This window comes from Algoriphagus taiwanensis (assembly GCF_036245645.1).
GTDB lineage: Bacteria > Bacteroidota > Bacteroidia > Cytophagales > Cyclobacteriaceae > Algoriphagus > Algoriphagus taiwanensis.
In genome coordinates, this window is the sequence record NZ_BTPE01000002.1 from 330,543 (window position 1) to 357,340 (window position 26,798).

19 protein-coding genes are annotated in these 26,798 nt (G+C 43.1%); 9 read left to right on the plus strand and 10 right to left on the minus strand.

Annotation, left to right across the window (positions count from 1 at the left end; genetic code table 11):
* Nucleotides 1–504 precede the first annotated feature (504 nt).
* From AAA938_RS03700 to AAA938_RS03720, 5 genes are all read left to right on the plus strand, one after another.
* A complete protein-coding gene (locus tag AAA938_RS03700) occupies nucleotides 505–3,630 on the plus strand; it encodes a SusC/RagA family TonB-linked outer membrane protein (protein ID WP_338227293.1) in 3,126 nt (1,041 codons plus the stop codon).
* Nucleotides 3,631–3,658: 28 nt separating this feature from the next.
* Nucleotides 3,659–5,224, plus strand: coding sequence for a SusD/RagB family nutrient-binding outer membrane lipoprotein (locus AAA938_RS03705; RefSeq protein WP_338227294.1), 1,566 nt, complete (start codon nucleotides 3,659–3,661; stop codon nucleotides 5,222–5,224).
* Between the two features lie 84 nt (nucleotides 5,225–5,308).
* On the plus strand, nucleotides 5,309–6,466 hold the full coding sequence (locus tag AAA938_RS03710; protein WP_338227295.1) for a glycoside hydrolase family 18 protein: 1,158 nt from the start codon (nucleotides 5,309–5,311) through the stop codon (nucleotides 6,464–6,466).
* Between the two features lie 58 nt (nucleotides 6,467–6,524).
* The gene (locus AAA938_RS03715) at nucleotides 6,525–8,375 is read left to right on the plus strand and encodes an FAD-dependent oxidoreductase (RefSeq protein ID WP_338227296.1); all 1,851 of its coding nucleotides are present in this window, start codon (nucleotides 6,525–6,527) and stop codon (nucleotides 8,373–8,375) included.
* 27 nt (nucleotides 8,376–8,402) lie between these two features.
* On the plus strand, nucleotides 8,403–9,371 hold the full coding sequence (locus AAA938_RS03720) for a hypothetical protein (RefSeq protein ID WP_338227297.1): 969 nt from the start codon (nucleotides 8,403–8,405) through the stop codon (nucleotides 9,369–9,371).
* Between the two features lie 4 nt (nucleotides 9,372–9,375).
* On the opposite strand, the gene AAA938_RS03725 is transcribed toward AAA938_RS03720, so the two are convergent.
* The 9 genes from AAA938_RS03725 to AAA938_RS03765 form a co-directional block, all read right to left on the minus strand.
* The gene (locus tag AAA938_RS03725) at nucleotides 9,376–10,698 is read right to left on the minus strand and encodes a vanadium-dependent haloperoxidase (protein WP_338227298.1); all 1,323 of its coding nucleotides are present in this window, start codon (nucleotides 10,696–10,698) and stop codon (nucleotides 9,376–9,378) included.
* On the minus strand, nucleotides 10,695–13,973 hold the full coding sequence (locus AAA938_RS03730; RefSeq protein ID WP_338227299.1) for a VCBS repeat-containing protein: 3,279 nt from the start codon (nucleotides 13,971–13,973) through the stop codon (nucleotides 10,695–10,697). Before AAA938_RS03730 ends, AAA938_RS03725 begins: the two co-directional genes overlap by 4 nt.
* A gap of 29 nt (nucleotides 13,974–14,002) precedes the next feature.
* Nucleotides 14,003–15,241, minus strand: coding sequence for an ROK family transcriptional regulator (locus tag AAA938_RS03735; RefSeq protein WP_338227300.1), 1,239 nt, complete (start codon nucleotides 15,239–15,241; stop codon nucleotides 14,003–14,005).
* A gap of 454 nt (nucleotides 15,242–15,695) precedes the next feature.
* Nucleotides 15,696–15,857 carry a Lacal_2735 family protein gene (locus AAA938_RS03740; RefSeq protein ID WP_338224502.1) on the minus strand — a complete coding sequence of 54 codons (162 nt, stop codon included), beginning with the start codon at nucleotides 15,855–15,857 and terminating at the stop codon, nucleotides 15,696–15,698.
* Nucleotides 15,858–15,895: 38 nt separating this feature from the next.
* Nucleotides 15,896–17,464, minus strand: a complete 1,569-nt coding sequence (locus tag AAA938_RS03745; protein ID WP_338227301.1) for a toxin-antitoxin system YwqK family antitoxin — start codon at nucleotides 17,462–17,464, stop codon at nucleotides 15,896–15,898.
* Nucleotides 17,465–17,565: 101 nt separating this feature from the next.
* Nucleotides 17,566–18,150 (minus strand): hypothetical protein, encoded by a 585-nt coding sequence (locus AAA938_RS03750; RefSeq protein WP_338227302.1) that lies wholly within the window; start codon nucleotides 18,148–18,150, stop codon nucleotides 17,566–17,568.
* Nucleotides 18,144–19,142 carry a 3-oxoacyl-ACP synthase III family protein gene (locus tag AAA938_RS03755; protein ID WP_338227303.1) on the minus strand — a complete coding sequence of 333 codons (999 nt, stop codon included), beginning with the start codon at nucleotides 19,140–19,142 and terminating at the stop codon, nucleotides 18,144–18,146. Before AAA938_RS03755 ends, AAA938_RS03750 begins: the two co-directional genes overlap by 7 nt.
* Nucleotides 19,143–19,244: 102 nt before the next feature.
* Nucleotides 19,245–19,943 (minus strand): SOS response-associated peptidase, encoded by a 699-nt coding sequence (locus AAA938_RS03760; RefSeq protein WP_338227304.1) that lies wholly within the window; start codon nucleotides 19,941–19,943, stop codon nucleotides 19,245–19,247.
* 30 nt (nucleotides 19,944–19,973) lie between these two features.
* Nucleotides 19,974–20,933, minus strand: coding sequence for a YheT family hydrolase (locus AAA938_RS03765; protein WP_338227305.1), 960 nt, complete (start codon nucleotides 20,931–20,933; stop codon nucleotides 19,974–19,976).
* Nucleotides 20,934–21,045: 112 nt separating this feature from the next.
* Here AAA938_RS03765 and AAA938_RS03770 point away from each other — a divergent pair, with 112 nt between their 5' ends.
* The 4 genes from AAA938_RS03770 to AAA938_RS03785 all read left to right on the plus strand — a co-directional run bounded on the left by AAA938_RS03770 (nucleotide 21,046) and on the right by AAA938_RS03785 (nucleotide 25,487).
* On the plus strand, nucleotides 21,046–22,677 hold the full coding sequence (locus AAA938_RS03770) for a pyruvate dehydrogenase complex dihydrolipoamide acetyltransferase (RefSeq protein ID WP_338227306.1): 1,632 nt from the start codon (nucleotides 21,046–21,048) through the stop codon (nucleotides 22,675–22,677).
* A 168-nt stretch (nucleotides 22,678–22,845) separates the two neighbouring features.
* The gene (hslV, locus tag AAA938_RS03775) at nucleotides 22,846–23,388 is read left to right on the plus strand and encodes an ATP-dependent protease subunit HslV (protein WP_338227307.1); all 543 of its coding nucleotides are present in this window, start codon (nucleotides 22,846–22,848) and stop codon (nucleotides 23,386–23,388) included.
* A 110-nt stretch (nucleotides 23,389–23,498) separates the two neighbouring features.
* Nucleotides 23,499–24,164, plus strand: a complete 666-nt coding sequence (locus AAA938_RS03780) for a TetR family transcriptional regulator C-terminal domain-containing protein (RefSeq protein WP_338227308.1) — start codon at nucleotides 23,499–23,501, stop codon at nucleotides 24,162–24,164.
* A gap of 3 nt (nucleotides 24,165–24,167) precedes the next feature.
* The gene (locus AAA938_RS03785; protein ID WP_338227309.1) at nucleotides 24,168–25,487 is read left to right on the plus strand and encodes an ABC1 kinase family protein; all 1,320 of its coding nucleotides are present in this window, start codon (nucleotides 24,168–24,170) and stop codon (nucleotides 25,485–25,487) included.
* Nucleotides 25,488–25,517: 30 nt separating this feature from the next.
* Here the strand turns inward: AAA938_RS03785 and AAA938_RS03790 are convergent, their stop codons facing one another.
* Nucleotides 25,518–26,708, minus strand: coding sequence for a PQQ-dependent sugar dehydrogenase (locus AAA938_RS03790; protein WP_338227310.1), 1,191 nt, complete (start codon nucleotides 26,706–26,708; stop codon nucleotides 25,518–25,520).
* Nucleotides 26,709–26,798: the final 90 nt, after the last annotated feature.

The following is a 26,798-nucleotide window of genomic DNA, read 5'->3' on the forward strand; positions in this document are numbered from 1 at the left end:
CTTAGTATTTATTCTCGAAGCCATCCCTTGATTCAGGGGGTGGCTTTCTTTTTTTAGAATTTTCCTGACTAAGCTTTGATTTTTGTATAGAAAATTGGATTATTTCTAAAAGTATTTAGACGAAACGATCATTTTTAAGATAAGTCCGGAGAAAAGGTGATTAATTGATAAAAAAAGGCTCCTTTTCAATAAAAAAAAATATCACAACTCCAACTTTTAAAAAAAAATTAAAAAAGAATTCAGAGAAAGTGTAAAAAAAATTAGAAATTCTTTTGTCTGAATGCTTGAAATCTCTAGCTTTAAGGCTAATAAATAAAATATGGTGGTGAATTGGGTCATTGTCAAAATGTTTGGCTGAAACTCATTTTGTCACACTTTTTATCCGTTTGGTTTTCATTTTAAAATAAAATATATGGCGAATAGTTTACTTGATCTTTTCTCCAAAAAGCATCCGGATCTCCGGATAGAGTCAATCCAATCATTTATAACCTATAATTACCAGCTATGAGAAAGTTTCTAGCAAGTGCTTTTCTGTTGGTTTTTACGCTGGGAGTGGTATTCTCGGCGCAAAGCCAAGAGAGGGTGTTGAAGGGAAAGGTCACTGCTTCGACAGATGGCCTTCCTATGCCAGGGGTCACGATCCTGGACAAAAGTAATCAGCGGGGTACCACGACCAATGTGGACGGGGAATACTCCTTATCGGTGACGGATCAGTCCGTCTTGGTATTTTCTTTTATCGGATTTACTTCCAAAGAATTTACCGTTGGAAATCTGTCCGAGCTCAACGTGGTGTTGGATGAGGATGCGAGTGAATTACAGGAAGTGGTGGTAACCTCCTTTGGTATGCAGAGAGATCAGAAATCACTGGGATATTCTGTGACTCAGCTTTCCGGAGACAAGTTTACCGAGTCTCGAGCCATCAACTTGGGCAATGCATTGACAGGTAAAGTGGCAGGGGTAAACGTAACTCCACCTTCTACCGGTGCTGCAGGTTCTACCCGAGTGGTAATTCGAGGAGGTTCTTCTTTGACGGGCAATGACCAGCCTCTTTATGTGGTCAACGGTGTTCCAATCGAGTCTGGTAACTTAGGTTCTGCAGGTCTTTGGGGTGGTAACGATGCTGGTGACGGTCTTTCTGCAATTAACCCTGACGATATTGAGTCTCTCTCTGTATTGAAAGGAAATACTGCAGCTGCTCTCTACGGAGCACGTGCAGCTAATGGGGTTATTATTATTACCACCAAAGGCGGTTCTGCCAGAAAAGGCATTGGAGTTTCTTTCAATTCCAACTTCACAGTGGAAAATGTAGTGGATGAGACCAATTTTCAAAGAATTTATGGTCCGGGTCAGGACGGCAGAAGACCGCTAACTCAGGACGAGGCAATCAATACTGCAATCAATGGCTGGGGAGCTCGATATGACGGAGCCGCGGCTATCCAATTTGATGGACAGCAAAGACCTTACTCTTACCTTGGAGAAGACTTTTCTGATTTCTACAGCGCCGGACATACATGGAATAATTCCATTGCATTGTTTGGTGGAAATGAAAGCACCAACTACAGATTCTCTTTCTCTAATCTGACCAACGAAGATGTAGTGCCTAATGCAGGTTTTGACAGAAATGTGGCCAACATCAGTGTCAACAGTAAGCAGGGTAAGTTTACCCTTGCGGTAACAGGGCAGTATTCCAAACAAGAAGCTACCAACCGTCCAAGACTATCTGACTCCCCTGGAAATGCCAACTTCTCCATGGTGGTGAAGCCGGGTAATATTCCTTTGGATGTAATCAAAGGCGATCCAAATAAGCCGGGAGCACTTCCTGATGGAACAGAGCTTCGCTATCAGTCAAACGTATTCCAGACCAACCCGTATTGGGCAACTTATCAGTGGGGTAGAACTGATGTCACGGATCGTATCTTAGGTAATATGTCTTTGAGATATGATTTCACGGATTGGTTGTATGCTCAGGGTAGATTTGGTACAGACTACCAGGTAAGAACAGATGATGCTTTTGAGGCGTATGGAACTGCATTTAAGCCTAGAGGAAGTTTCAACACCACGACACAAAGTATCCGAGAAAACAATGCCGACTTTATGTTGGGTTTTGAGAAGACCTTCGGTGATTTTGATGTGGATGGATTTGTAGGTTCCAACATCATGAGAAGAACCATAGAGTCAAAAAGAGGTGGAGGAAATGACTTGGTTGTTCCATTCTTCCACTCTGTGACCAATGTGGCTGCTCCGACTTTCGGATATGGATTCTCTGAATTGGGTATCAATTCCTATTTCGCTGCCGCAAACGTAGGGTATAAAAACATGATCTTCCTAAACTTGACCGGAAGACAAGATCAATTCTCCACACTTGCTCCTGAAAACAGCAAATTGTTCTACCCATCAGTAGGTCTTTCTGCTGTCATCTCTGACATGGTCAAAATGCCGGAATTCGTCACTTTTGCAAAACTTAGAGGTAACTGGGGACAAGTAGGGGGCGGTGCTCCAAACCCATACGCACTTAACTTGACTTATGGATTGGTAGGTGCAGGTCACTTGGGAGGTAACTTGGGCCAAATCAACAATGGAGCCATTCCGAACGCAAGTCTTTCTCCGTATCTCTCTACCGAATATGAAATCGGTGCGGATATCCGATTCTTCCAGAATAGATTGGGAATTGATGTGGCATACTACAATAGAACCACAACAGACGATATCCTGAATACCAGCATTTCGGCTACCTCCGGGTTTGGTGCTACGACCATCAATATCGGGGAATTGCAAAACAGAGGTATTGAATTGTTGATCAATGCTACTCCGTTAGCCGGGGAATTCAGATGGGATATCTCCTTCAACTTTGCCAATAATCAATCAGAAGTGTTGAGCTTGGGTACCAATGCGGCAGGTGATCCAATTGAATTTATCAACCTGGATGAAGCCAGAACCAGAAGAGAGCGAATCAGACATATTGTTGGTCAGCCTTTGGGTATGATTGCTGGCTTCAAGCATCAGCAAATCAACGGTCAAAAGGTATATGATGCCAATGGCTATCCTGTGACTACTCCAGGTTATGAGACTATCGCAGAAGGTCGTCACCCTATCTCCGGTGGTTTGACCAATACTTTCTCTTACAAAGGATTCAGATTGATGGCTTTGATCGACTTTAGACAAGGCGGTTCTGTGATGTCGGGGACAAACTATTTCGCATACCAGTTGGGCTTGCATGAAAATACACTCAATGGAAGAGATGGTGGCCTTACCGTATCTGGTGTAACACCAGAAGGTACTCCAAACACTTGGACTATTCCTGCTAATCCTGCTGACCCAACGCAATACAGAATTGATAACTACTGGCAGCGATACTCTCAGGTAACAGAGTATGTGGTTTATGATGCCTCTTTTGGTAAGTTGAGAGAATTCTCTTTCGGATATACTTTCCCGAACTCTTTCATCCAGAAGACTCCATTCCAGTCTCTTTCCCTGTCTTTGGTTGGTCGTAACTTAGCCATCCTATGGTCTAAAACTCCAAACATCGATCCTGAAGCAGCTTATACTACTTCCGGAAATGCTCAAGGCTTGGAGTTCTTCTCGGTTCCTGCAAACAGAAGCTTTGGATTCAATCTTTCTGCCAACTTCTAAGAAGGTCTAACCCTAAAACTATTTGAAAATGAGAATTATCAATAAAATATCAGGTTTGATGCTGGCAGCCTTGCTTTTTGCTACCTCTTGTAGCGAGCAGGACCTCCTCGACCTGAACATCAATCAAAATGCTGTCGAGACTATCGATATGCAGTACCTGTTTTCTCTAGGTACGCTCAGAATCGGCGGGGAATATGAAAACACCCGGGCGAATATGCTCTATGCCGCTACAATGATTCAGCATACAGCTTCTACTGCGGGTTATTTCAGTGGAGATAAATACTTCTACAGCGCCCAATATTCTGGGGCTTATATGGAAAGACACTTCACTGATGTTATCCGGTTGTTTTCTGAAGTAATAAGAAAAACAAATGACATTCCTGAAGAAGCCAATGTCAATGCTGCTGCAACTGTTTTGAGAGTATTTGACCTTCACAGAATGACTGATATGTATGGGGATATTCCCTATACGCAGGCTGGATATGGCTTGGAAGGAGAGGAAAACTGGTTTCCAGCCTATGAACCTCAGAAAGAGGTTTATTACAAGATGATTGACGACCTGAAGGCGGCAAGAGATAGATTCTCTGCCTCTGCAAGGCCATTAGGTGTTCAGGATTTTGTATATGGAGGCGATATTGCCAAGTGGAAAAAGTTTGCTAACTCTCTTCTGATGAGAATGGCCTTGAGGATTTCAAATGTGGATCCGGCCAAGGCTCAGGAAGTATTTACAGAAGCCATGAACAGCGGAGCTTTTACCAGTAATGATGATGTGGCATTCATTCACTATTCTCCAGGACCTCAAGGTGTAAATAGAAACGGATTGAATGATGGATACTGGAACACTTACAAGTACTCCAGAGACTGTAAGATTTCTGAGACTTTCATGAACTGGATGACAGTAAATAATGATCCAAGAAAAATGATCGTGACCGGTGGTGTAGGTAATCCTGAAGATGCTTCTACGTGGATTACTGATCCGGAAAAGCAAATCGGTATGCCTAATGGATACAATTCTACCAATATCCGAGAAGTGGTTCCTCCAGGTACTCTTGATGGTTTTTCTGTTGTTCAGCAAAACTTCTCTATGCTTAACCTTAAGTATTTGGATTGGGAAGATCCTTATTTCCTGATCTCTTATGCTGAGGTTGAATTGATGAAGGCTGAGGCAGCGATGAAGGGCTGGATTGGCGGTAGCGCTGAAGGTTTCTTCGATGCTGGTGTTACTGCTGCAATCAATGCTTGGACCTATTTCGACCCATCATTCGCAGTGACTTCTGAAGAAATCTCCGATTACATTGCAGGACGTGGCTTTGCCGCAGCTTCCGCTGAGGATAAGATGAGGCTGATCGGTGAAGAATACTGGGCAGCTACTTATCTAAACGACATCGAGTCTTGGGCCAACTGGAGAAGAACAGGATATCCTGTATTGACTCCTACCCAAGATCCAAACGCTGAAGAAGGTAACTTCATTCCTAGAAGATTGAGATACTGGGAGTCAGAGATCGGTTCCAATCCTGAGAATTACCAAACCGCTATCTCCCGTATGGGAGGCGACCTTTTCGCTACCAAAATGTGGTGGGACGGAGGAAATTAATTTTCAGTTAAACTTATATTGGACAGAGGTTTTGGCTTGGACCAAGGCCTCTGTCTTTTTTTACTTTGTGTCAAAATGAAACCCATGAAAAGAACCTCACTTCTTGCCATCGCCTTTCTGATGACCTTGCTTAGCTGCACTTCAGATCAATCTTCTCCTGTAATCGTGGCCTATGTGGCCGGCTGGAAGAAGGTGGATCCCAAGCGAATCCCAGCTGAACGGGTTACTCACATTAATTATGCATTTGCCCATGTAGACAGTTTGGGCTTGATCGCACCGATGGAGGAGAGGCACAGGGAGCGGGATAGCCTTAACTTCATTGCACTTAATTCTCTAAAAAGCCGTAATCAAGAGCTAAAGATCTTGGTCTCAATAGGAGGATGGACCCACAGTAAGGGATTTTCTGATGCTGTTTTGACCGAAGAAGGAAGAAAAAAACTCACCCAATCCGGTGTGGATTATCTGATCAGACATCAATTAGATGGTTTGGATTTTGATTGGGAGTACCCTGCGCTACAAGGGGATAATAACCCCGTAAGGCCTGAGGATAGAGAGAACTTTGTACTCATGCTCAAAAGCTTCAGAGAAGCACTCGATTCTTTGGGTGCCTTGCATCAAACCCACTACCTGACCACAATTGCTTCGGGGGGATTCAGAAGATATTTGGAAGTGAATAACCTAGCAGAGGCCCAGAAATACCTGGACTTTATCAATATCATGGCTTATGATTTTTACACGGCAGGAGATAAAACCACCGGCCACCATGCCAATCTGTTTCCCAATGGGGCAAAGGGAAGGTCTGCTTCCACTGCGGTTGAGGAGCATATTGAATTTGGTGTCCCGGCAGAAAAATTGGTTTTAGGCGTACCTTTTTATGGAAGAATGTGGGGAAAAGTCAACCCTGAAGAAAACGGTCTATTTCAACAGGGAGAATTCAAGATGGGATTACCTTTTCACCAGATTTATGCCTTGGGGATGAATTCCAAGTTCAAGCGGCATTGGGATGAAAAAGCTCAGGCTCCTTATCTGTACTCAGCGCAAGATTCAACTTGGATCACTTATGAAGACCCTGAATCCATTGCCAAAAAAGCTCAATACATCAGACAAAAAGGGCTGAAAGGAGCTATGTTTTGGGAGCTCTCAGAGGATAATACCTGGCTTTTGATCCAGTCTCTTTATGAAAATCTGAACCCCGGAAAAGACTTTGCAGTCACAGCCCAGCCTCCTGTTTCGGGCTCTTAATTGAAAATTATCAGTATTTGAGGCATTTGGAGCATTCCTCGAACAATAAAACAATCCAATGAAGAAATATTTTGTCTTAGTCTTTTTTTTGCTTTTGACCGGGATGTCTCTTGGCCAACAGCGTTATGATTTGATCATAGTGGGTGGAGGAGCAAGCGGCACTGCGGCTGGAATTGCTGCAGGGAGGTTGGGAACTCAGACTTTGATCATCGAGTCTACTCCCTGGCTGGGAGGGATGCTTACCTCCGCCGGTGTGTCTGCGATTGACGGAAACCACCGATTGCCTTCAGGCATCTGGGGAGAATTCAAATCCAAACTGGAGATCCATTATGGAGGTCCGGACAAGCTGTCCACAGGCTGGGTGAGCAATACCCTTTTTGAACCCAAAGTAGGGAATGAAATCTTACAAAAAATGGCCGCAGAGGTGCCTTCTCTTTCGGTTACTTTTGAATCAGATTGGGAAAGTGCTGAATACAAAGAAGGTCTTTGGACGGTGGTTTTTTCCAAGGGAGGAAAAAAAACAACTGTACAAGCCCCCATTCTGATCGATGCTACAGAATTGGGAGATGTGGCTGCATCACAGAACCTGCCTTACCGTCTAGGAATGGATGCTCGGGCTGAAATAGGAGAGGAGTTTGCTCCTGAGATGGCAAACGATATTGTGCAGGACCTGACCCTAGTGGCTACCCTTCAGGATTATGGGCCTGGAGTAGATAAAACTATTCCCCGTCCTGATAATTATGACCCACAGGAATTTGCCTGTGCCTGCGCTCATGCAGACCCGATTACAGACAATGCTCCCACGCTGGATTGTGGTAAGATGCTTGATTATGGCAAGCTTCCCAATGGAAAATACATGATCAATTGGCCCAATTGCGGAAATGACCACTACGTCAACCTCGTGGAGTTAAGCCCTGAGGAGCGGGCTCTTGAAATCGAAAAGGCCAAGCAAACTACCCTTCGTTTTGTCTATTACATTCAGAATGAGCTGGGCTTTTCACACCTGGGTTTGGCCGAGGACGAATATCCCACTGCAGATGATCTTCCCATGATTCCTTATCATCGGGAATCCAGAAGATATCATGGGATGGTGGACTTTACTTTGCCATTTGTCCGAACTCCATATGCTGCCCCAAGTCCGCTCTACCGAACTGGCGTAGCAGTAGGTGATTACACCATCGACCATCATCATAAAAAGAACTTGGATGCTCCTGCGATCGATTTTATCAAAATCAGAGTTCCATCTTACAATGTTCCCCTAGGCGCTTTGGTGCCCAAAGACCATCCGGCTTTGATTTTGGCAGAGAAAAGTATTTCCGTATCCAACATTGTTAATGGAGCTTCCCGTCTTCAGCCGGTTGTTTTGGGAATTGGCCATGCTGCCGGGGTCTTGGCTACTGTCGCTCTGGAGGAGAAAAAGCCCCTTCAGGAAGTTTCAATCCGAAAGGTTCAGGAAAAGCTGTTGGGGCAGGGAGCCTTTATCATGCCCTTTTTGGACATGAATCCGAGTCAGCCACATTTTTCTTCCATGCAAAAAGCTGGGGCAGCAGGGATATTCAAAGGGGAAGGCGTACCCTATCTTTGGGCAAATCAGACTTGGTTTTATCCTGATCGATTAGCTACGGAGTTTGAAGTAGTGGATGGTCTTCGGCCTCTGTATCCTGAACTGAAGGACTTTTGGGGAGCGTCGGGAGATTATTTGACCGGAGCAAGATTGTTGGCTTTTTTACAGATGATCCAAAAGGATTTAACTGAAAAGGAGATACAAAATCTTTGGAAAGAGACTCAGCTAGAAGGGGAATTCCTTTCCAATAGCGTCTTGAACCGGAAGGAAGTATCGGTGATTTTGGACCGGACATTGGGATTTTTTGAAAAAGAAATAAGCTGGAAGGGGAATTTTGTAGATTAATTATTAAGTTGATTGAAAATATCAGTGATGAAATTTCAACTTACTCTTTTTCTCTTTCTGGTGCTTTCTTTTAGCGTACATGGTCAATCTTTCTTTCGATTGATTGATAAGAATTCAGGCGCTTTTTTGAAAGCTTATGATGCTGAAATCATTCAAGATGGATATATCAATTTCGCTTCCCTGAGCGATACTCAGACGGAGGTTTTGTCTATTGCAAGGCCCTATTCTGAGTCTCGTATTTCCGGCGAGCATTCTTATTATTTAAGCATCGAAAGAAGGGATTATATGCCTTTTTGGCTTGAAATCGACTATTTTAGTAAGGATACCTTGGATGTGTTTTTGGAAAGAGATCCTAATTTTAAAGAAGAAGAAAAAGATCTGTATTTTGATTGGTGTGGGGTTCCAATCATGAGTGATTATTACCCCAAGCCTTTTCGAAGTTGGGATTATTTGCCCGATGAGATTGAAGGAAAAATAAAAGTAAACCTGATCCGAAGGATTGGAGAAAAGGCCTTTGAAAAATTATATATTTCCACGGCTCATGAGTTTGACACCGACTTGATGAACCGGCTAGGAGTGAGAAATTCCTATCCTTCTGGCAGCAAGTCCTACCGTATTTGCCTTTCTTTTTCTGATCCAGAAAAGGGGATTTCTCAATTCACCACTGAAGTAGTTTATCTGGATAATGGAACGCAGATAGTAGCCCCGAAACTTCCCCATTTCTATGGGTTTAGAGAAGATGATTTTTCCAATTGGAATTTTTTGGACCTTGAAGAGATTAAAAAGTCAGTATTGAATGAATTCGCTGACCAATCCAATTTGTCCAACGCAAAATTCGAATATTATCCTCGAACCGATACTTTTTCCTGGGTTTTTGAAAAGGATTTGGGAAAAGATGAAAAAGGATGGAATAAAATTCGAAGCATTCAAGTAGATGCGTTTACCGGAGAGTTGTTGGCGGTATTTTACGATAAGGAAATGATCATTGTGGATTGATCATCTATTGGGATATTGAAGGCAGCTGTTTTAGGATGAAATAGGCAATCCTTTCCCCTTGCTCCACGCCGTTTTCTATCGCATCACGATAATGAATTCCTCCATAAAGTCGGGAAATAGCTGCTTCCTGAGAGGCTTGGAGGAATGAATCAAAAGGTCTCTCCGGCAATCCAAAGTAAAGCTCTGAAGTGTCCAAAAAGGAGAAATTGTCTCCAAAATATGCTGTCAAAACTACAGCAGAAGCCGTGGAAATGACGGAATGTCCTGAAGTGTATTCGGGAAAAGGCGGAGTCTGTAGCAAAGGTCTCCAAGACTGATCGACTTTCTGGTTAATGGCAGTTTCAGGCCGGATGCGATTGGTGTCGTATTTAGCTTTCCAGCAGGATACGAAAGCATCGTGCAGGGTCATCCCAACTAAGGCGTGAATGTAGGCCGTCTCAGCAAAGCTTAATTGGGCTTTTTGAGCTGCAATACCGGTGATTCCTATCCAATGTCCTCCCGGAGATATTTTCTTCACCCCAATGGCCATATGGCCCGAAAACTCAACCTTGAAAGGATTGCAATCCCAGAAGTTGGCGATCAGTTTTTCTTCTTCGGTGAGATTTTGGGTCACTGTGTACACCTCTTCCAATTGAACCTGAAAAGAACTTCCTTTGGTCAAATCAAAAGGCGCCATGGGTTTGGGATCAAACTCTTCAAGATTTTTGATAAAAAACGTTTTCATGGTTTTCCATTCCGGTTCCACAGGGGCCATGTAGGCCGGGGGAGTCGGATACCAATATCCCTCGCCTTCTTTTGGAGTATATCGGGGAAGGGCAGTCAATTGGATATACCCGTCTTTTTGGGCATAGCTGAGGACAAAGTCAGCGATTTGCTGAGCAAGGGACAGGTGGAAATCCTGGTTCTTTTTGGAGATGATTTTGTTTTTCAATCCCCAAGAAATCCAATCCGTTTGTGCCTTTTTCAAGAGGTACCCGGATGGCATTACCTTTTCTCCTACTAAAAACATGGCGTAAATCGCAGAAAACTCAAAATTGCTGATTCCCGAAGTGGAGGGATTAAATCCGGCAGTTTGAATAGGCGTGGAAGGAAGAAAATCTTCGTTCCTGAAATTCTGATCCGACTGCTTCATCGCCAGGTAGCTTGCCAAAGTGGTGTAGGCATAAATTCTTGCTGCCACGGGCGGACTTGCCACATCAGTGACCATCACTTCCGTAATTTTAAACAGCTGATCTGCATAAATCTTTGGCCAATCCAATGACTTTTTCTGAGCTGTTGAAGCAAGAGAAATGAAAAAAAGAATCAGAAAGGCAAGTCGGTTTTTCATTTTAGAATAAAGGTTTTGACAGGCTCTTGATTGATTCCGAATATCAAATAGTGGGATTCTCCTGATTTCACTTCAAGAATGGATCTAATATCCCCCCGAATAGAAATTCCTGTCTGAGAAGGCAGAGCTGGAGAGAAGTCCCCTTTTCCGTTTCCCAAAAGGACCAAGCCCTGTCCGGCGTCTATTCTACCAATTCGAATTCTGCTTTGATTTTGGTTTCCTCCCAAGATCAAATCCAAATGACCATCCTTATTGAGGTCTGTGCTGTGGATGGAGAATACAGGAAAGGACTGAGCTAATTTAGGCAACTTCTTGGGTACAAACCCTTGACTCGTATTTTCCAATAGAATTGTTTCCAAGGTTTCAATTTGGAGCTTTTGTGCTTGATCCAATTGATCCTTAGAGAACAAATCCTTCATTTCGGCTTTGGAGTAAGAAGCGTAATCCGTGAACTTGCTTCGCATACTGACCATTTGGTCCAAGAGTTCGTCCCGGCTTGGGAAGGGGTAATTTCCTTCTCCGATTTGACATTCGATAATGGGGTCAATGCTCCCATTTTGGTCAAAATCATAAGCATACAAGGTCATTGGAGCATCGGGACTGGCTTTCAGTTGAGAGTTGAGTCCGAAATTCCCCAAGATTAAGTCCAAATCTCCATCACCATCCCAATCCACTTGATGAAGCGAATGCCACCAACCGGAAAGCTGAGGTGGGAAATAAACTTGACTTTGGTCGGAAAAGGCCCCATCCTCTTGGATCAGTGCTTTAGGAGACATCCATTCGCCAACCAAAATCAAATCTTCTTTTCCATCCCCATTCAGGTCCTGAGCGGCTACTCCGGTGATCATTCCAAGCCTCGAATCGGGTAGGTATTGGGAACTTTGATCTGAGAATCCTCCTTTTCCATTGTTTATCAGAATTTTGGATTCGGGAGTCTCCGGGTATCTTCCCGGCACAATTCTCCCTCCTACAAAAAGATCAGGGAAACCATCTTGGTTTACATCCAGTGTAGCGGCTACTCCTGTGCTAATCGTGTAGGATGGAAAGTCTGCATTAGGTACCAAAACCCCCTGACCATCATTGAGGAAAAGCCGGTCTTTGAGTCCTTCATCTTCTCTCAGAAAGTCATGGTAGCCCCCACTTCCGAGGAATAAGTCTAAAAATCCGTCTCCATTGAAATCTTCCATTACAACGGCTCCATCCACGAAACCTGAGGAAGATCTAAATCCCCGGTAGGCCTCCCATTTTCCCTGATCAAAAGAAAATATTCGGCCGGCAGCCCCTTTATTGCCTCCGATGAATACTTCCGGGATTCCGTCTTTATTCAGATCTCCCGAAGCCAAAATGGGTCCCAAGTGGCTTGGCATTGTAAGCAATAAAGGCTGTCTTTTAAAATCGTTGACAGGGGATAGGGAGGGGTTGAAATCCAGCGATTGAGGCAACTCCTCTGCCAAAACTCCCTGTTGCTTTGATCTGGAAACAGGCTTAGCACCAGTCGATTCAAAAGTCAGTAGCTGATTGGATTGGAGATTGAAGTACTTGCTTTCGGATTGATTGGGCCATAAGACTTTGAGACTGTCGAGAGTTTCTATTTCTCCTAATCCTAAATGTAAAACGGGGCTAACTGAGGATTGAAAGCCTCTTACCGGGTTTTGTTCCAGAAAGAAGGTTTTTCCTTGTGCATAGGCCCACACTTGTGCACCAAGGGCAAAAGTGTTCTTTTGGGGGCCTTTTAAAGAGAGTTTGAGCCAGTTTCCGGTATTGCTTTTGTTTTCGTAAATGGAAGCGATTTCATTGATGTGACTGACCACTAAGTCCAAATCCCCATCCCCGTCCAAATCTGCATAAGCTGCCCCTGAAGAGAAGCCTTTTTCGCCCAATCCTGAGGTAGAGGACAAATCCCTAAACCTTACTTCTCCCTGATTTTCGAAGAAATAATTGTGAACAGGGGTCGAGGTCATGGAAGTGACCAAGTGAAGCGTGTCGGCATTCTCCTTAGCCACAGCTTGTTTGAAATAATAGTCTCCCTTGTATTTCAAAAAGTCCCGATTGGTATAGTCCCGGTAATACCCATTGCTTACAAAAAGATCCTTTTGGGAGTCATTGTTGGCATCAAAAAACAAGGCAGACCAACTCCAATCTGTATTGGAAATCCCCGCCATCTGACCTATTTCGGCAAACTTTCCCTCTCCCAAATTGAGATGAAGCATGTTTCGCATCAGTTGGTGATGGAATTTGCGTCGGATCATCAAATCGTACTGCTCATAATTTTCCGGACCATAGAGAAGTTTTTGCCGCTCGTTGTCCTCTGGAAGCATGTCCAAGGTGAAGATCTCTTGTTTCCCGTCATTGGTGATATCCGCAATATCTGCTCCCATGGAAAAATGGGAAATATGGGATAGATAATCGGTCAGAAGGTCTTTGAAGGTTCCGTTTCCTTGATTGATGTAGAGATAGTCTTGTTCGATGTAATCATTGGTCACCAGTATGTCTGGCCAACCATCTTGGTTGATATCTGAGCTTACCACGCCTAATCCAAAACCTAAAGCAAAGCCCTTTATACCAGCTTCTTCGCTTACATCGGTAAATTTTTCTCCGTCATTGCGGTACAGTTTATCTCCAGCTGTAGGGTGTCTTCCACTTCTTGCAGCATCAAATTCCATCTCATTGATGACTTGGATATTGTGATTCAGTAGAAAAAGGTCCAAATCCCCATCCAAGTCGTAATCAAAAAACAGGGCTTGGGTGCTATTTGAGGCATCAGCAATTCCATACTTTTCTGCCTGATCCTCAAACTTGAAATTGCCCTTGTTGATCCAAAGCTCATTTTTCCTTGAGGACTCAGGGCCTTTTCCGGAGTAGCACACATAGATGTCCAGAAGCCCGTCACCATCCACATCGGCCATGGAGACTCCTGTCGTCCATGCATTTTTGCCTTGGGTACCTGATGACTTGGATACATCTTCAAATTTGAGCTTCCCAAGGTTTTTGTAAAGCCGATTAGGGACCATGTTGCCGGTAAAAAACAAGTCCTCCAACCCGTCATTATCTAAGTCTCCGACAGCAACGCCAGCTCCATTATAAAAATACTCGTAACGCAGAATGTTGTTTTCCCTGTCTTCTTTGAGTTGGTTTTTAAAAGTGACTCCAGAGGATTTGGGATTTAGTTTTTCAAATTGTGTGGGGTTATTTTGAGCTAATCCCTCTAATCTTCCCAAGCTTAAAAGAAAGAAAAAGGTAAACCCTAAATGAGAGAAAGTAGAAAAGGGACTCATGATACGATGCTCTTCGAAAGAGCATTTTTTTAATTCAAAATATCTTCAAATAGCTTCTCGTTTACTACAGCTACTCCTCCCAAAAGCCCCACATCTTTACCCAGTTTATAGAGGGAAAGTTGGGTTTTCTCCCGGGATTTGGCCATGCTGTAGACATTGAGAGCCTGTTGGATCGGGGTAATCAGGTATTGGTCTGCTTCGGCAACTGACCCTCCGATAATGATCAGCTCGGGATTGAGAAGCTGAATGAGCATGGAAATTCCTCTCCCCAAATCTAATCCTGCCTCGGAAAGGATAGTAATAGCTCTTTGATCACCTGCCAAAGCAGCCTCTACTACCAGACCAGGCTCCATTTCCCCGCTATGGTCTCTCACCATCCTGGCAAGGATGCTGTCCTTATCGAGTTTGAGCGCCTCTTCTGCCATTCTCACGATGGCTGTTCCGGATGCGACGGCTTCGAGACAACCTCGTTTCCCACAAGTGCAGATGACATCTCTTGACTCGAAAATAGGAGAGTGGGAAAATTCCCCCGCAAAACCTGATGAACCTTGGTAGATTTTGCCGTCAATAATGATTCCCAATCCTATGCCCCATCCTATGAAAAGGCCAAGAACATTCTTGTGAGAACTTTCAGCTCCAAATTTGAACTCGGCAAGGGTCATAGCTCGGGCATCATTTTCCAAAAAGACTTTCTTCTGAAACCTGGATTCCAGATTTTCCAGCAAAGTCTTCTTGCCAAATCGGAGATAGGTGTAATTGATTCCCGATACTGAATCTACCAAGCCAGGCATAGAAACGCCAATAGCTATGATTTTTTGTGAATCAATTCCTGATTTGGAAAGGTAATGGTCGATTTTGTCACTCAGGTCATCAAAAGTTTCCTTTTCATTATTGAGTGTAATCTTAAAGGATTCCTTTTGGAAGGCTAATTCATGCTGACAGGAATACAAGGCAAGACAAACATTAAACTTGGAAAGGTCCACTGACAAGACATAGAATGCGTCTGCGGCTAATCTATATAGATCAGGTTTTCTTCCTCCTTGAGATTCTGCCCGGCCTTGTTTGATTACTTCGCCGGAATTCATCAAGTCGTTGAGCAAAGCATTGACTGTAGGAAGAGAAATACCCACCTCATTGCAGATTTCGCTGGCTGTATTAGCACCTTTGGAGTACAGGTTCTTAATGATCTTGATTTTGTTGAGGTAGCTTTTGATTTCTACCACACCTTCCATTTTGGAAATCGTCTCTTTAGGATTGATTAGGTTCATAAGGTCAAAGAATTGACTCAAATAAGCGAAATTTTATATTTCCTGAAAGTACTTTTTTTAAAAAATCAAGGAATATGGCCAAAAAGGTTTCAAAAATTAGAAATTATTAAATCATCTACAGCCTATTAGTCAAAGAATTGGGCTTTTTCTAGTTTCTACTCCGGGATGGAAAAATAACTTACCTGACTCTTGAGAACTGCTCAAGTGCTATTTCATAAGGAATATGCAAAGAGAGAATGGATTTTTTGGGAAATAAAAAAACCCGGGAGGTGTCATCCAAAATCCCGGGTTTTCAAAAATTGTTGTAGAGTCCGTAGCTCAATCACCCTTAAATAAACATTACGTCTATTCCGTCTATCGGACAAGATTAAAAAGTATCTAAATTTACATGTAAAATTTTGAAATCCAAATTTTTAGATTCAAAAATGTGATTTCAATGTCTGAAATACATTTTTTACAGTTTTTCAATTTTCTTGGCGATCTCCTCAGCTTCTGCCATCATTTTATCGGCAGCGGTCCGGTTGGAGTGAGATAATTTATGAGCCTCACTCAAGAGCTTTTTGTAAGCTTCTTGGAGTTTTTCTTTTTCGGTTTTCTTTTTGAACAGTCCAAACATAGTTTTTTATTTTCCTAACCCGAGCTATTCAGTTTTGTTTAGTTTCGAATCAGAGGCACAGAACTGTTGACTACTATTTCATCTTCTTTGAAATTGATCAAATCTTCCAATCTTCCTGCTGTGTTGTAATATCTCCAAGGGCCTTCTTTTTTGCCGCTTACCATGGCGCCTTCCGAGGCTTTTCTGCCGTTTTCGTGATAAAAAGTCCAAACTCCATCTGCTTTTCCGGATTTGTAGTTGCCTTCGGATTCTTTCTGTCCAGTTACGTAATAGGTGATTCTTGTCCCGTTTCCATTGGTCAGAGTTCCTTTGTCCAATTCTTTTTCACCGTTGTATGAGAAGTAGGGGCCTACTTTCATCAAGCGGCCATTCTCCCAAAACTCTTCCTGAGTTAGCGTTTTATTGTCATAAAAAAGCCCCCAAGTACCATCTTCAAATCCAAGCTTGTAGGCACCCACAGATTTGAGCTGCCCACCGTCGTAGTAATAAAACCACTGTCCGTTTTCCATTCCCAGGATATATTCACCTTCAGCAATGAGGATTCCTATTTTATTGAAGTATTTCCAAAGGCCAGTCTTCAGGTCATTTTTATATTCTCCCACGGAATAAAGTCCACCATCGGGAAAGTAACTTTTCCATAGTCCGCTTTTTGCTCCGTTTTCATATTGACCTTGCACAGAAACATCCCCTGATTCATGGTATTCGATGTAAGGACCCACAGGAACCCCCAATTCGAATGTTTGCCTTTTGGCCAAATTCTTATTTTCAAAGTATTCTTCCCAAGTTCCCACAGCGATGTTGTTTTCATAGATCTCTATGCGAGCGACTCTGCTGGTGGAGTAATAGTAAGTCCAGGTTCCGTTTCTGTTGCCGTTTTCATCGTATTTTTCTACTGCTTCCAGGACTTTTGATCCAGGAAAATATCTTTTCCATTCTCCTACTTTTTTTCCCCTTTTGTAGGTGCCGACTTCAAGCGGGAGATTGGGTAAAGAATAAGTTTTAAAGGCTCCGTCAAATTCCCCTTTTACATTGAATGCCTCTGTAATTAGATTTCCATCGGGGCCGTATTCCAAATAAGGACCTTCTTTTAGGCCTTTGACATAAAACTCGCTGATGGCCAATTCTCCAAATTCGTAATAAGTGACCCATTGACCGGATTTCAGGCCATTTTCATATTGACCTTCTACCCGGACTTGTTTGGGCCTAACGTAGTCGGGTGAATTGGCTTTTCCCCAATATTCTGTGTATTTACCTACAGGTATACTGTCTTGAAAGACCATTTCTATCAATGGGGCTCCCTCAGTATCGTAATAAATAGCCGGTCCAAATGGCTTATCTTCTCGGTAAGAAATGGATTGTTTCTTCTTTCCATTGGGGTAATAAGTGATCCATTCTCCATCTCGCTGACCAGATTTATAGGTTCCTTGGAGAATAAGCGTGTTGGTTTTGGGATTATAAAATTTCCAAAGGCCTGTTTTTATAGCTCCGTCGACTACTCCTGTTCCCATCAGGGTGGAGTCTCTGTTATATTGCCTCACAAGTTGTGGCTCTTGGGCAAATGCGTAAAAATTGATCAGGACAATAACTACCGAAAGGATATGTCTCATTTATCTAGGGTTCAGTTGGGGTAATCAAACAAGGGAGAAAATTTTAGATTTTTTTCTCCTTCATTTTCAACGGAGGAAATCCATTCCTGTTTGAAATTAAGTTATTCCTTTTTTCTTTCGAGGGATGAGTGCAGAATTTCTGCCACTTTTTTTATTTCGGAAGTGATGGTATTCAAATTGGTCTGAAAATCACTTTTTAATGGAATGGACTTCAACCAAACCTTCAAACTATTCTCTAAATCAGGGATTTCGGTCAATTTATCGGTAATCTTTTTTTCCAAAATCATTTCGGGGTAGTCCCATGGAGATTCAGAAAGGGAAAAAGAAAATCCAGATTCCAGCAAGGCTTTATTTCTATGGAAATTATTATCTCCTAAGATCAGGAATAGATAAAGTCCATGACCAAACCAGTTTAGACAGCGGATATTTACCCCTGATTCAGGCGAAAAGTCCCTAATCAAGTCCAAAACCTGATAGGGAAAACCCAAAAGATCATTTCCTTTGGAGACCTTCTTTCCTTTGGATTGAGGATGAATCGATTTTAAAAACTCATTTTCGAAATGATTCCCGATGGATTCCAACAAAAACAAAAACTCTGATTTGAGCTTGTTTTGTCGTTTGATGAGCTCTTGATTCAACCAAAGATCAAGATCCAACTGGGGCATTTCGCTGTCCTCGTTTACCATCTTAAAAGTGCTGATGCCCAGGCAAAGCCAGACCCAAAAGCAGCCAGACAGACCAAATCATTTTCTTTGAGTCTCCCTTGTTCCCAAGCCTGAGATAAGGCAATAGGAATGGTTCCTGCGGTGGTATTTCCCAAGTACATGATGTTGTTAAAAACTTTCTCGTCAGGAAGTCCAAGTTTCTTTTGAATGTATTGACTGATCCGAAGATTGGCCTGATGAGGTACCAGGAGGTCTATTTCCTCTTTGCTGATTTGGTTGTGTTCGAGTGCCTCTTCGATAACCTCAGCAAATCGGACCACGGCATGTTTGAAGACAGCATTTCCATTCATTTTGAGGAAAAAATCTCCCCGATCTATCATTTCCTGTGATATGCGAACCTTACCGCTTGAGCTTGGTGCTATACAATAGAGCTCCTCGGCAAAATTCCCGTCCGAATGAAGGTGCGTACTCAGGATTCCCGGCTGATCTTCTTCCACCGCACCCAATACTACGGCACCTGCGCCATCCGCAAAGATGACCGCGCTGGATCTGCCTTCATCACTTTTGTCCAAAGCAGAAGATTGGATCTCTGCCCCGACTACCAGGACCTTTTTATACATCCCTGTCTTGATAAACTGGTCTGCGACAGAAAGAGCGTAAATAAAGCCCGAACAGGCATTTCTTACATCCAATGCACCAATGGTATTCAAGCCAAGCTCTCGCTGAAGCAAGACACCGTTTCCCGGGAGAAAGTAATCTGAAGTAATGGTAGCAAAAACGAGGAAATCAATCTCTTTGGGATCTACCTTAGCTCGCTCCATAGCCATTTTAGAGGCTTTGGCAGACATATTGGTGACGGTGTCTACTCCAGGAGTAAACCAGCGACGTTCCTGAATCCCGGTTCTTTCCACAATCCATTCGTTGCTGGTATTCATCATTTGAGAGAGTTCCTCATTGGTCACTATCCGCTCGGGCACATAATGACCTGCTCCTAGGATTCTGGATTTTTTCATGGGTATTTGGGTTTATTTTTCCAACACATTAAAAAGGACCGACAATATCGGAACAAGATGCCATTCCGACAAAAAAGAAAAGCAAACGAAGATGGAATGACCTTACCCAAACAGGGTGTAATTCCCATGCTGATCCATAGGAGAGGTCCTTCGGATGATTCCTGCCGAATCATTCTGAACGGAATTCACCAATGGGGATACAGTATAGCTTTGCATCAGGTCTGATGATGCCGGCTTCAGCATGGCTAAAAGCTCAGTTTCACTGCTGTATTTATCCAGCCATTTTTTTTCATTTTCCCGAGTCAAAATCACTGGCATCCGATCGTGAACTTCTTCTACCACTGAATTAGGAGTGGTTGTCAAAATCAAAAAAGTATGTTGAATCTCACCAGTGAGGCCTTCGTATTCCTCCCAGATTCCAGCAAAGGAGAAAAGAGATTCGTCTCTTAGCGTGAATCGATAAGGGATTTTGGTTTTTTTGCCCAACTTCTTCCATTCGAAAAATCCGTCGGCAGGCACAATGCATCTTCTGCTTTGAAATGATGTTTTAAAGGAAATTTTCTCGTGGACAGTTTCGGCTTTGGCATTAATCAGCTTTTGAGCAACAGGTTTGTTTTGGCCAAAGTCCGGTGTGATTCCCCAGTAAAAGAAGGAAAATCCTTTAGGGCTGTCCGAAGTGATGACCGGAACGAGCTGTGTGGGAGCGATATTATACCTAGGCTTGAAATCGGCGAGCATTTCAGCTTGAAATCTTTCCTCGAGGTCTATTTTACTTTTGCTAAGTGAATATCGTCCACACATGATCGGGGTATCTTGGTTATTTTGGGGAAGTTAGAGATCGGCTGTTATAAATTCAACTGCTCTTTGCTCAGAATAATGGCTTTTTTCTGAATGTCTTGGAGTAAAGCCCACATGCCCTCCGTGTTTTGGGATTTCCAGATGTACGGTTTCTGATTTTCTGCAAATTCTCACCGGAAAGCAGGTTTCGCTCAAGAAAGGATCATTTTGAGCATTGAGAAGGAGTGTGGGTACTTCAATTTGGTCTAAGAACTGAACGGAGGAATTGACCTCGTAATATTCAGCCGCATCCTGAAATCCATGCAGGGGACCTGTGAAAAAGTCGTCAAAATCTCTGAGTGTCTTTACTTTGGATAGGTCTTGAATGGGCAATTCTCCGGGGAATAGTTGGGATTTGCGAATCACCTTTTCTTTCAGTGTGGATAGAAACCGCTTGGAATAAATGATATTTTCTCCCGATGAGATTTTATCGCAGGATTTGGCCAGATCTACCGGAACTGAAATCGCAACAGCTTTCCTGATTTTGGGATTTCGGATTCTTTTTTCTCCCAGATACTTCAAAGTCAGATTTCCTCCTAAGCTAAAGCCGATCAGGTTGATCTCCTGATATTTTTTGCCTGCGTGATCGACTACTGTATCCAGATCATAGGTGGCGCCACTGTGGTAAAAAATCGGCTTTTGGTTCATTTCTGTTCCGCAACCTCTATAGTTCCACGCTAGGACATCAAACCCTCTTCGGATAAACTCTCGAACCATTCCAAGCACATAGGGGCGGGTACTGTTGCCTTCCAAACCGTGGCTGACAATGACCAATCGTTGACTACCCTGTGAATACCAATCCAGTTCCAAGAAATCACCATCAGAAGTTTTTATTTTTTCATGATGGGGTTTTTGTGGAGATACTTTTCTGAAAAATGCGGGATAAATGGTCTCCAAGTGTCCATTGAAGAGCCACTTAGGGCGGATGAACTGTGAATTGCTGATGACTGGCATTGCTCTGCTTACCCAAAAACCATGCTCAAAATAGAAGATATAAATTTGAATAAAGCGTTTTTAAAAACTATTTTTGGACACTTTATTAACGAACAAGCTCGAAAAATTACCTATGGCCGAAATAATCAGAATGCCAAAAATGAGTGACACCATGGAAGAAGGGGTGATCGCTTCTTGGTTGAAAAAAGTAGGAGATTCTGTAAAACCTGGAGATATCCTTGCTGAAGTCGAGACCGACAAAGCAACCATGGAGCTGGAATCCTATGAGGAGGGTGTACTTTTATATATAGGAGTAAAAGAAAAAGATTCTGTCCCTGTCAACGGGATTATTGCTATCATCGGTGAAAAGGGAGAAGATTACCAACATCTTCTAAACGGGGCTTCTGAGGCCCCTGCAAAAAAGGAGGAAAAAGAAGAACCCAAAGCTGAGGCTCCCAAGAAATCTGAAAAAGCTGCTGAAAAAATCGATACCTCCAGCATCAATGCGACCGTGATCACCATGCCAAAAATGAGTGATACCATGCAGGAGGGTACGATTGCATCTTGGCTGAAGAAGGTTGGAGATGCAGTAAAAGCCGGCGAAATCATCGCCGAAGTCGAAACCGATAAAGCTACCATGGAATTGGAGTCCTATGAGGATGGAGTTCTTCTCTATATAGGTGTAGAGGAAGGTAACAGTGTCCCGGTAGATGGAGTCATTGCTGTCATCGGTGAAAAAGATGCAGATTATAAAACCCTGCTCAAGGCTCATGAAAACGAAGGATCAGCTGAGGAAACCCCCGAAGAGCCAAAAGCTGAGACTAAAGAAGAACCAAAGAAAGAGGTTAAAGCGGAGGCTACAACTCCATCACAGCCAGTTCAAACCGCTTCAGGAGAACGTGTAAAAGCCTCTCCTTTGGCTAAAAAAATTGCTGAAGAGAAAGGATTTGATATACGCCAAGTGCCAGGATCCGGAGAAGGCGGAAGAATTGTTAAAAAAGACGTAGAAAACTTCGTTCCTGCTGCTGCAAGTCCAGTTGCCACTCAGGCTTCAGGCGCTTCTGCTGCTCCTGCTATTGGCCAAGAAAGCTATCGAGAGGAGAAGGTGTCTCAGATGAGAAAAACCATTGCCAAGCGATTGGCAGAGAGTAAGTTTGGCGCTCCTCACTTCTACCTGACCATGGAAATCAACATGGACAAGGCCATGGAAGCAAGAAAGAGCATGAACGAGATCTCGCCGGTGAAGATTTCCTTTAATGATATGGTCATCAAAGCTGCCGCTGCTGCATTGAGACAGCATCCAAAAGTGAACTCTAGCTGGTTGGGTGATAAAATCCGATACAACGATCACATCCACATCGGTATGGCGGTAGCTGTTGAGGAAGGTCTTTTGGTTCCGGTGATACGATTTGCTGACAATCTTTCCCTTTCTCAAATCTCCAATCAGGCAAAAACCCTGGGAGCAAAAGCCAAGAATAAGGAATTGCAGCCTAAAGATTGGGAAGGAAATACCTTCACTATTTCCAACTTGGGTATGTTTGGAATCGAAGAATTTACCGCCATCATCAATCCACCGGATGCCTGTATTTTGGCAGTGGGCGGAATCAAAGAAACCGTCATTGTCAAAGATGGTCAGATGAAGATTGGCAACGTGATGAAAGTGACGCTTTCCTGTGACCACAGAGTAGTGGACGGTGCGGTAGGTTCTGCTTTCTTGCTGACCCTGAAAAGTTTGCTCGAAGATCCAGTCAGAATATTGATCTAAAAGAAATACCTGTCAAAAAGTCCTGTTTTTACAGGACTTTTTGCTTAAGAACGGTTATTGAGTATAGAGGATATCCAGATACTTGTAATTAGGAATTAGTTTTTGCTGTTTTTTAGAAAAACTCCTGATACTTATCACTGAGTAACCAATAACTATTAACAGAACCACATGGAAAAAATCAAATCAACAACGGTAGTGGCGATTCGGCACAATGGCGAAGTAGTCGTCGGTGCGGACGGACAGGCTACCTTAGGGAATACAGTTGCAAAAAGTTCAGTAAAGAAGATTCGTGTACTTCAGGGTGGAAAAATCATCACTGGATTTGCCGGTTCTACTGCTGATGCTTTTACGCTTTTGGAAAAATTTGAAGAAAAGCTCAATTCCTTTGGGAATAACATGAAAAGAGCGGCTGTAGAACTAGCCAAAGAATGGAGAATGGATCGAATGCTCAGCCGACTTGAAGCTATGATGATAGTAGCTGACAAAGACGATATTCTGATCATTTCCGGTACAGGAGACGTAATCGAGCCGGATATGGAAATTGCCACTATTGGTTCAGGAAGTATGTTTGCACAGTCTGCGGCAAGGGCTTTGAAGAAATTTGCACCTCAGCTAAGCGCGGAACAAATGGTCAGGGAGAGTCTTCATATCGCAGCTGATGTCTGCATTTATACCAATCACAATTTGGTCGTAGAGAAAGTAAAATCCTGACTTTCCCAGTTCAATTGAATTAAAAGCCGGAATTCTTTTCCGGCTTTTTTTCTTTTTCCCTAAACCTGTTGCCTAAGCTGGATGTTATAGGGAAGAATACCAATAAGTTCATGGAAAAGACAACTGTCAAAAAAACTTCAAAGAAAGACATTCAGCAATTGATTTTGGATGGATTCAAAACCTATGTCTTGGAGCATGGGGCTGAGCCTAAATCCATTTTCAAGTTTACCAAGGACCTCAAAATGAAAGAGGAAGAGTTCTACACCTTTTTCACATCTTTTGAGTCTGTCAAATCTGCTATTTGGGTTTCAATTTATGATTCCACCCTTCAGGCGGTAGAGAGTCAGGAAGTATTTAAAGAATACAGCGCCAGAGAGAAGTTTCTTTCCTTCCTTTTCACCTGGATTGAAGAACTGAAAAAAAACAGGTCGTATCTCCTCAGCCTGTACGAGGATAAGTCCAAATCATTCAAAGGACTGCCTGCAGATGCCCGTGAATTCAAAGAGAAGTTCAAGGATTTTGCAGGAGAGATTATCTTGGAAGGAAAGGAGACTCAGGAAATAGCCAGCCGTCCGATTATTTCTGACAAATACGACGAAGCTCTTTGGCTTCAGGTATTATTCGTGTTCCGATACTGGCTGGATGACCGAAGTCCACGATTCGAAAAGACCGATGCCGCGATCGAAAAATCCGTCAATTTGGCTTTTGACCTCATGGGGAAAAGTGCACTTGACAGCTTCTTGGATTTTGCCAAATTTCTATATCAAAACAAATAAATCATGGCTGGAAAAGTAAAAGAACAGGAAGCCATCCCGGTTTCCAAAGTGCAGCGGGCGGCCAAATTTATCTCCACAGGTGCAAAAGTAGGAGGAAACTACGTGAAGCATTATGCCAAAAAGATGGTCAATCCTTCTTTGGACAAGGAAGTGCTTCATCAAAACAATGCAGAAGATATTTACAATTCGCTCAGTCAGCTAAAAGGATCTGCACTCAAAGTGGCTCAGATGATGTCCATGGACAAGAATCTATTGCCCAGAGCCTATCAGGATAAGTTTACTATGGCTCAGTACTCAGCTCCGCCTCTCTCTTATCCTCTGGTTGTCAAAACCTTTCAAAGGTATTTTGGAAAAACTCCTGAGCAAATGTTTGACACCTTCACCCGCTCAGCTGTCAATGCAGCCTCTATCGGGCAGGTACATCAGGCTACGCTTCATGGGAAAACTCTTGCAGTAAAAATTCAATATCCCGGAGTAGCTGATTCGGTAAGCTCTGATCTAAAGTTGGTTCGTCCTTTTGCATTGCGCCTTCTCAATATGAATGAGAAAGAGCTGGATCACTACATGGAAGAAGTGGAGGAGCGATTGGTAGAGGAGACAGATTATCACTTGGAAGTGGAGCGTTCTCAGGAGATTTCCGCTGCATGTGCTCACATCCCCAATCTCCGGTTTCCAACTTATTATCACGAATTCAGTGCGGAGCGAGTGATTACCATGGATTGGATATCCGGCAAGCATATCAAGGAATGGATGGAAACCAATCCTTCTCAAGAATTAAAGAATCAAATCGGACAAGCCTTGTGGGACTTCTACCACCATCAGGTTCACAATTTGAAGCAAGTCCATGCAGATCCTCATCCGGGAAACTTTATTGTGCAAGATGATGGTGTCTTGGGAATTATTGATTTTGGCTGTGTCAAAGTCATTCCTGAGGATTTTTATCAAGGGTATTTTTCCCTGATCAAAAAGGATTTGGCAGTGAAGGAGGAAGAATTGAATCAAATCTTTTATTCCTTGGATTTTATCTCAGATAAGGATACACCTGAAGAAAAGACCTATTTCAAAGGAGTTTTTAAGGAAATGATTTCTCTTTTGGGTAAGCCTTTCCATGTGGATCGTTTCGATTTCTCAGACGATAGCTATTTTGAGCAAATCTTCCAGCTTGGAGATCGTATTTCGAATGACAAGATGTTTAAGAAATCACGACAGGCGAGAGGTTCGCGCCACGGCTTGTATATCAACAGAACCTATTTCGGCTTGTACAACTTACTAAATCAGCTACAAGCAGAGGTAATCACTACCAAGCCGGAATGGCTGAAGTAAATGAAAAAGGGAGATAGTTTCTCCCTTTTTTTATGGTTTGGTGTAAGTGACTCTATAAATGCAATTGGCCATGTCGTCGGAGATCAGGATGCTTCCGTCGGGTAGTTCCTGCACATCTACCGGGCGGCCCCATACTTCCTGACTTGCTTCATCAAGCCAACCTGAGGCAAAAGTTTTTCTTTCTGTCACCTGACCGTTGCTATTTACCTGAACCCAATCCACTTCGTATCCTGATTTTTTGCTGCGATTCCAGCTGCCATGCTTGGCAATGATTGCGTTGTTTTTAAATGTCGTTGGGAACATACCTCCCTCATAAAATCGCATTCCAAGCGGGGCGGTATGAGCTCCCAATTTGGCAACAGGTGCCACATAGGCTGCGGCTTCTTTTCCTTTTCCACCAAATTCAGGATCCTTTACATTTCCTGCGTGCCAATAAGGGTAGCCAAAATGCTGTCCTTTTTGGGTTGCCCGGTTCAATTCACAGTCCGGAATATCATCTCCCATCATATCCCTACCATTGTCAGTAAACCAAAGCTCTTTGGTCACCGGATGCCAATCAAAGCCGACCGAATTTCTGACTCCATGAGCAAATACTTCTGGTTTGCTTCCTGCTTTGCTTACATCCAATCGGGTGATGCTGGCAAAAATTTCATCTTCTGATTCACAGATATTGCATGGTGCGCCCACGGGTACATAGAGCATCCCATCCGGACCAAAGGCAATAAACTTCCAGCCATGATGTCTTTCCGTAGGATATCCATCGTAAATGACCTCGTATTTTGGATTGTTGAGATTGTTTTTGATGTCTTTGAACTTGAGAATTCTGCTGACTTCTGCCACATAGAGGTCACCATCTTTGTAGGCTACTCCATTGGGCATCCTCAGTCCTTCAGCAAGGATGAATTTGGAGTCAGCCTTGCCATCGGCATTTTCATCGACGAGGGCAAAGACACTGTTCCCTTGTCTGTTGCCGACAAAGACAATTCCTTCCTCAGACATGGCCATAGAGCGTGCATTGGGTACGTCTGCCGCCCAAACCTCTATTTTAAACCCGGGAAGTAGGCGGATTTGATCCAGTTTGACATCCGCTTTTGCTGATCGGATATCCCTTTTGTTGCTGCTATTGGCGGTTTTGACCTGAGAAAGCTTCCCTTGACAACTCCCGGAAAGGGTGATTATTGAAAGGGAGAAGAATAGGATTGAAATTCGAAATAGTCTCATAGATGATTTTATTTACAGCATTTAAGCTAAAACCTTTCAGATTGTTTTCCCAGAGAAGCGGTATAAGCGGGCCTTTGGTTATTTTTGAGG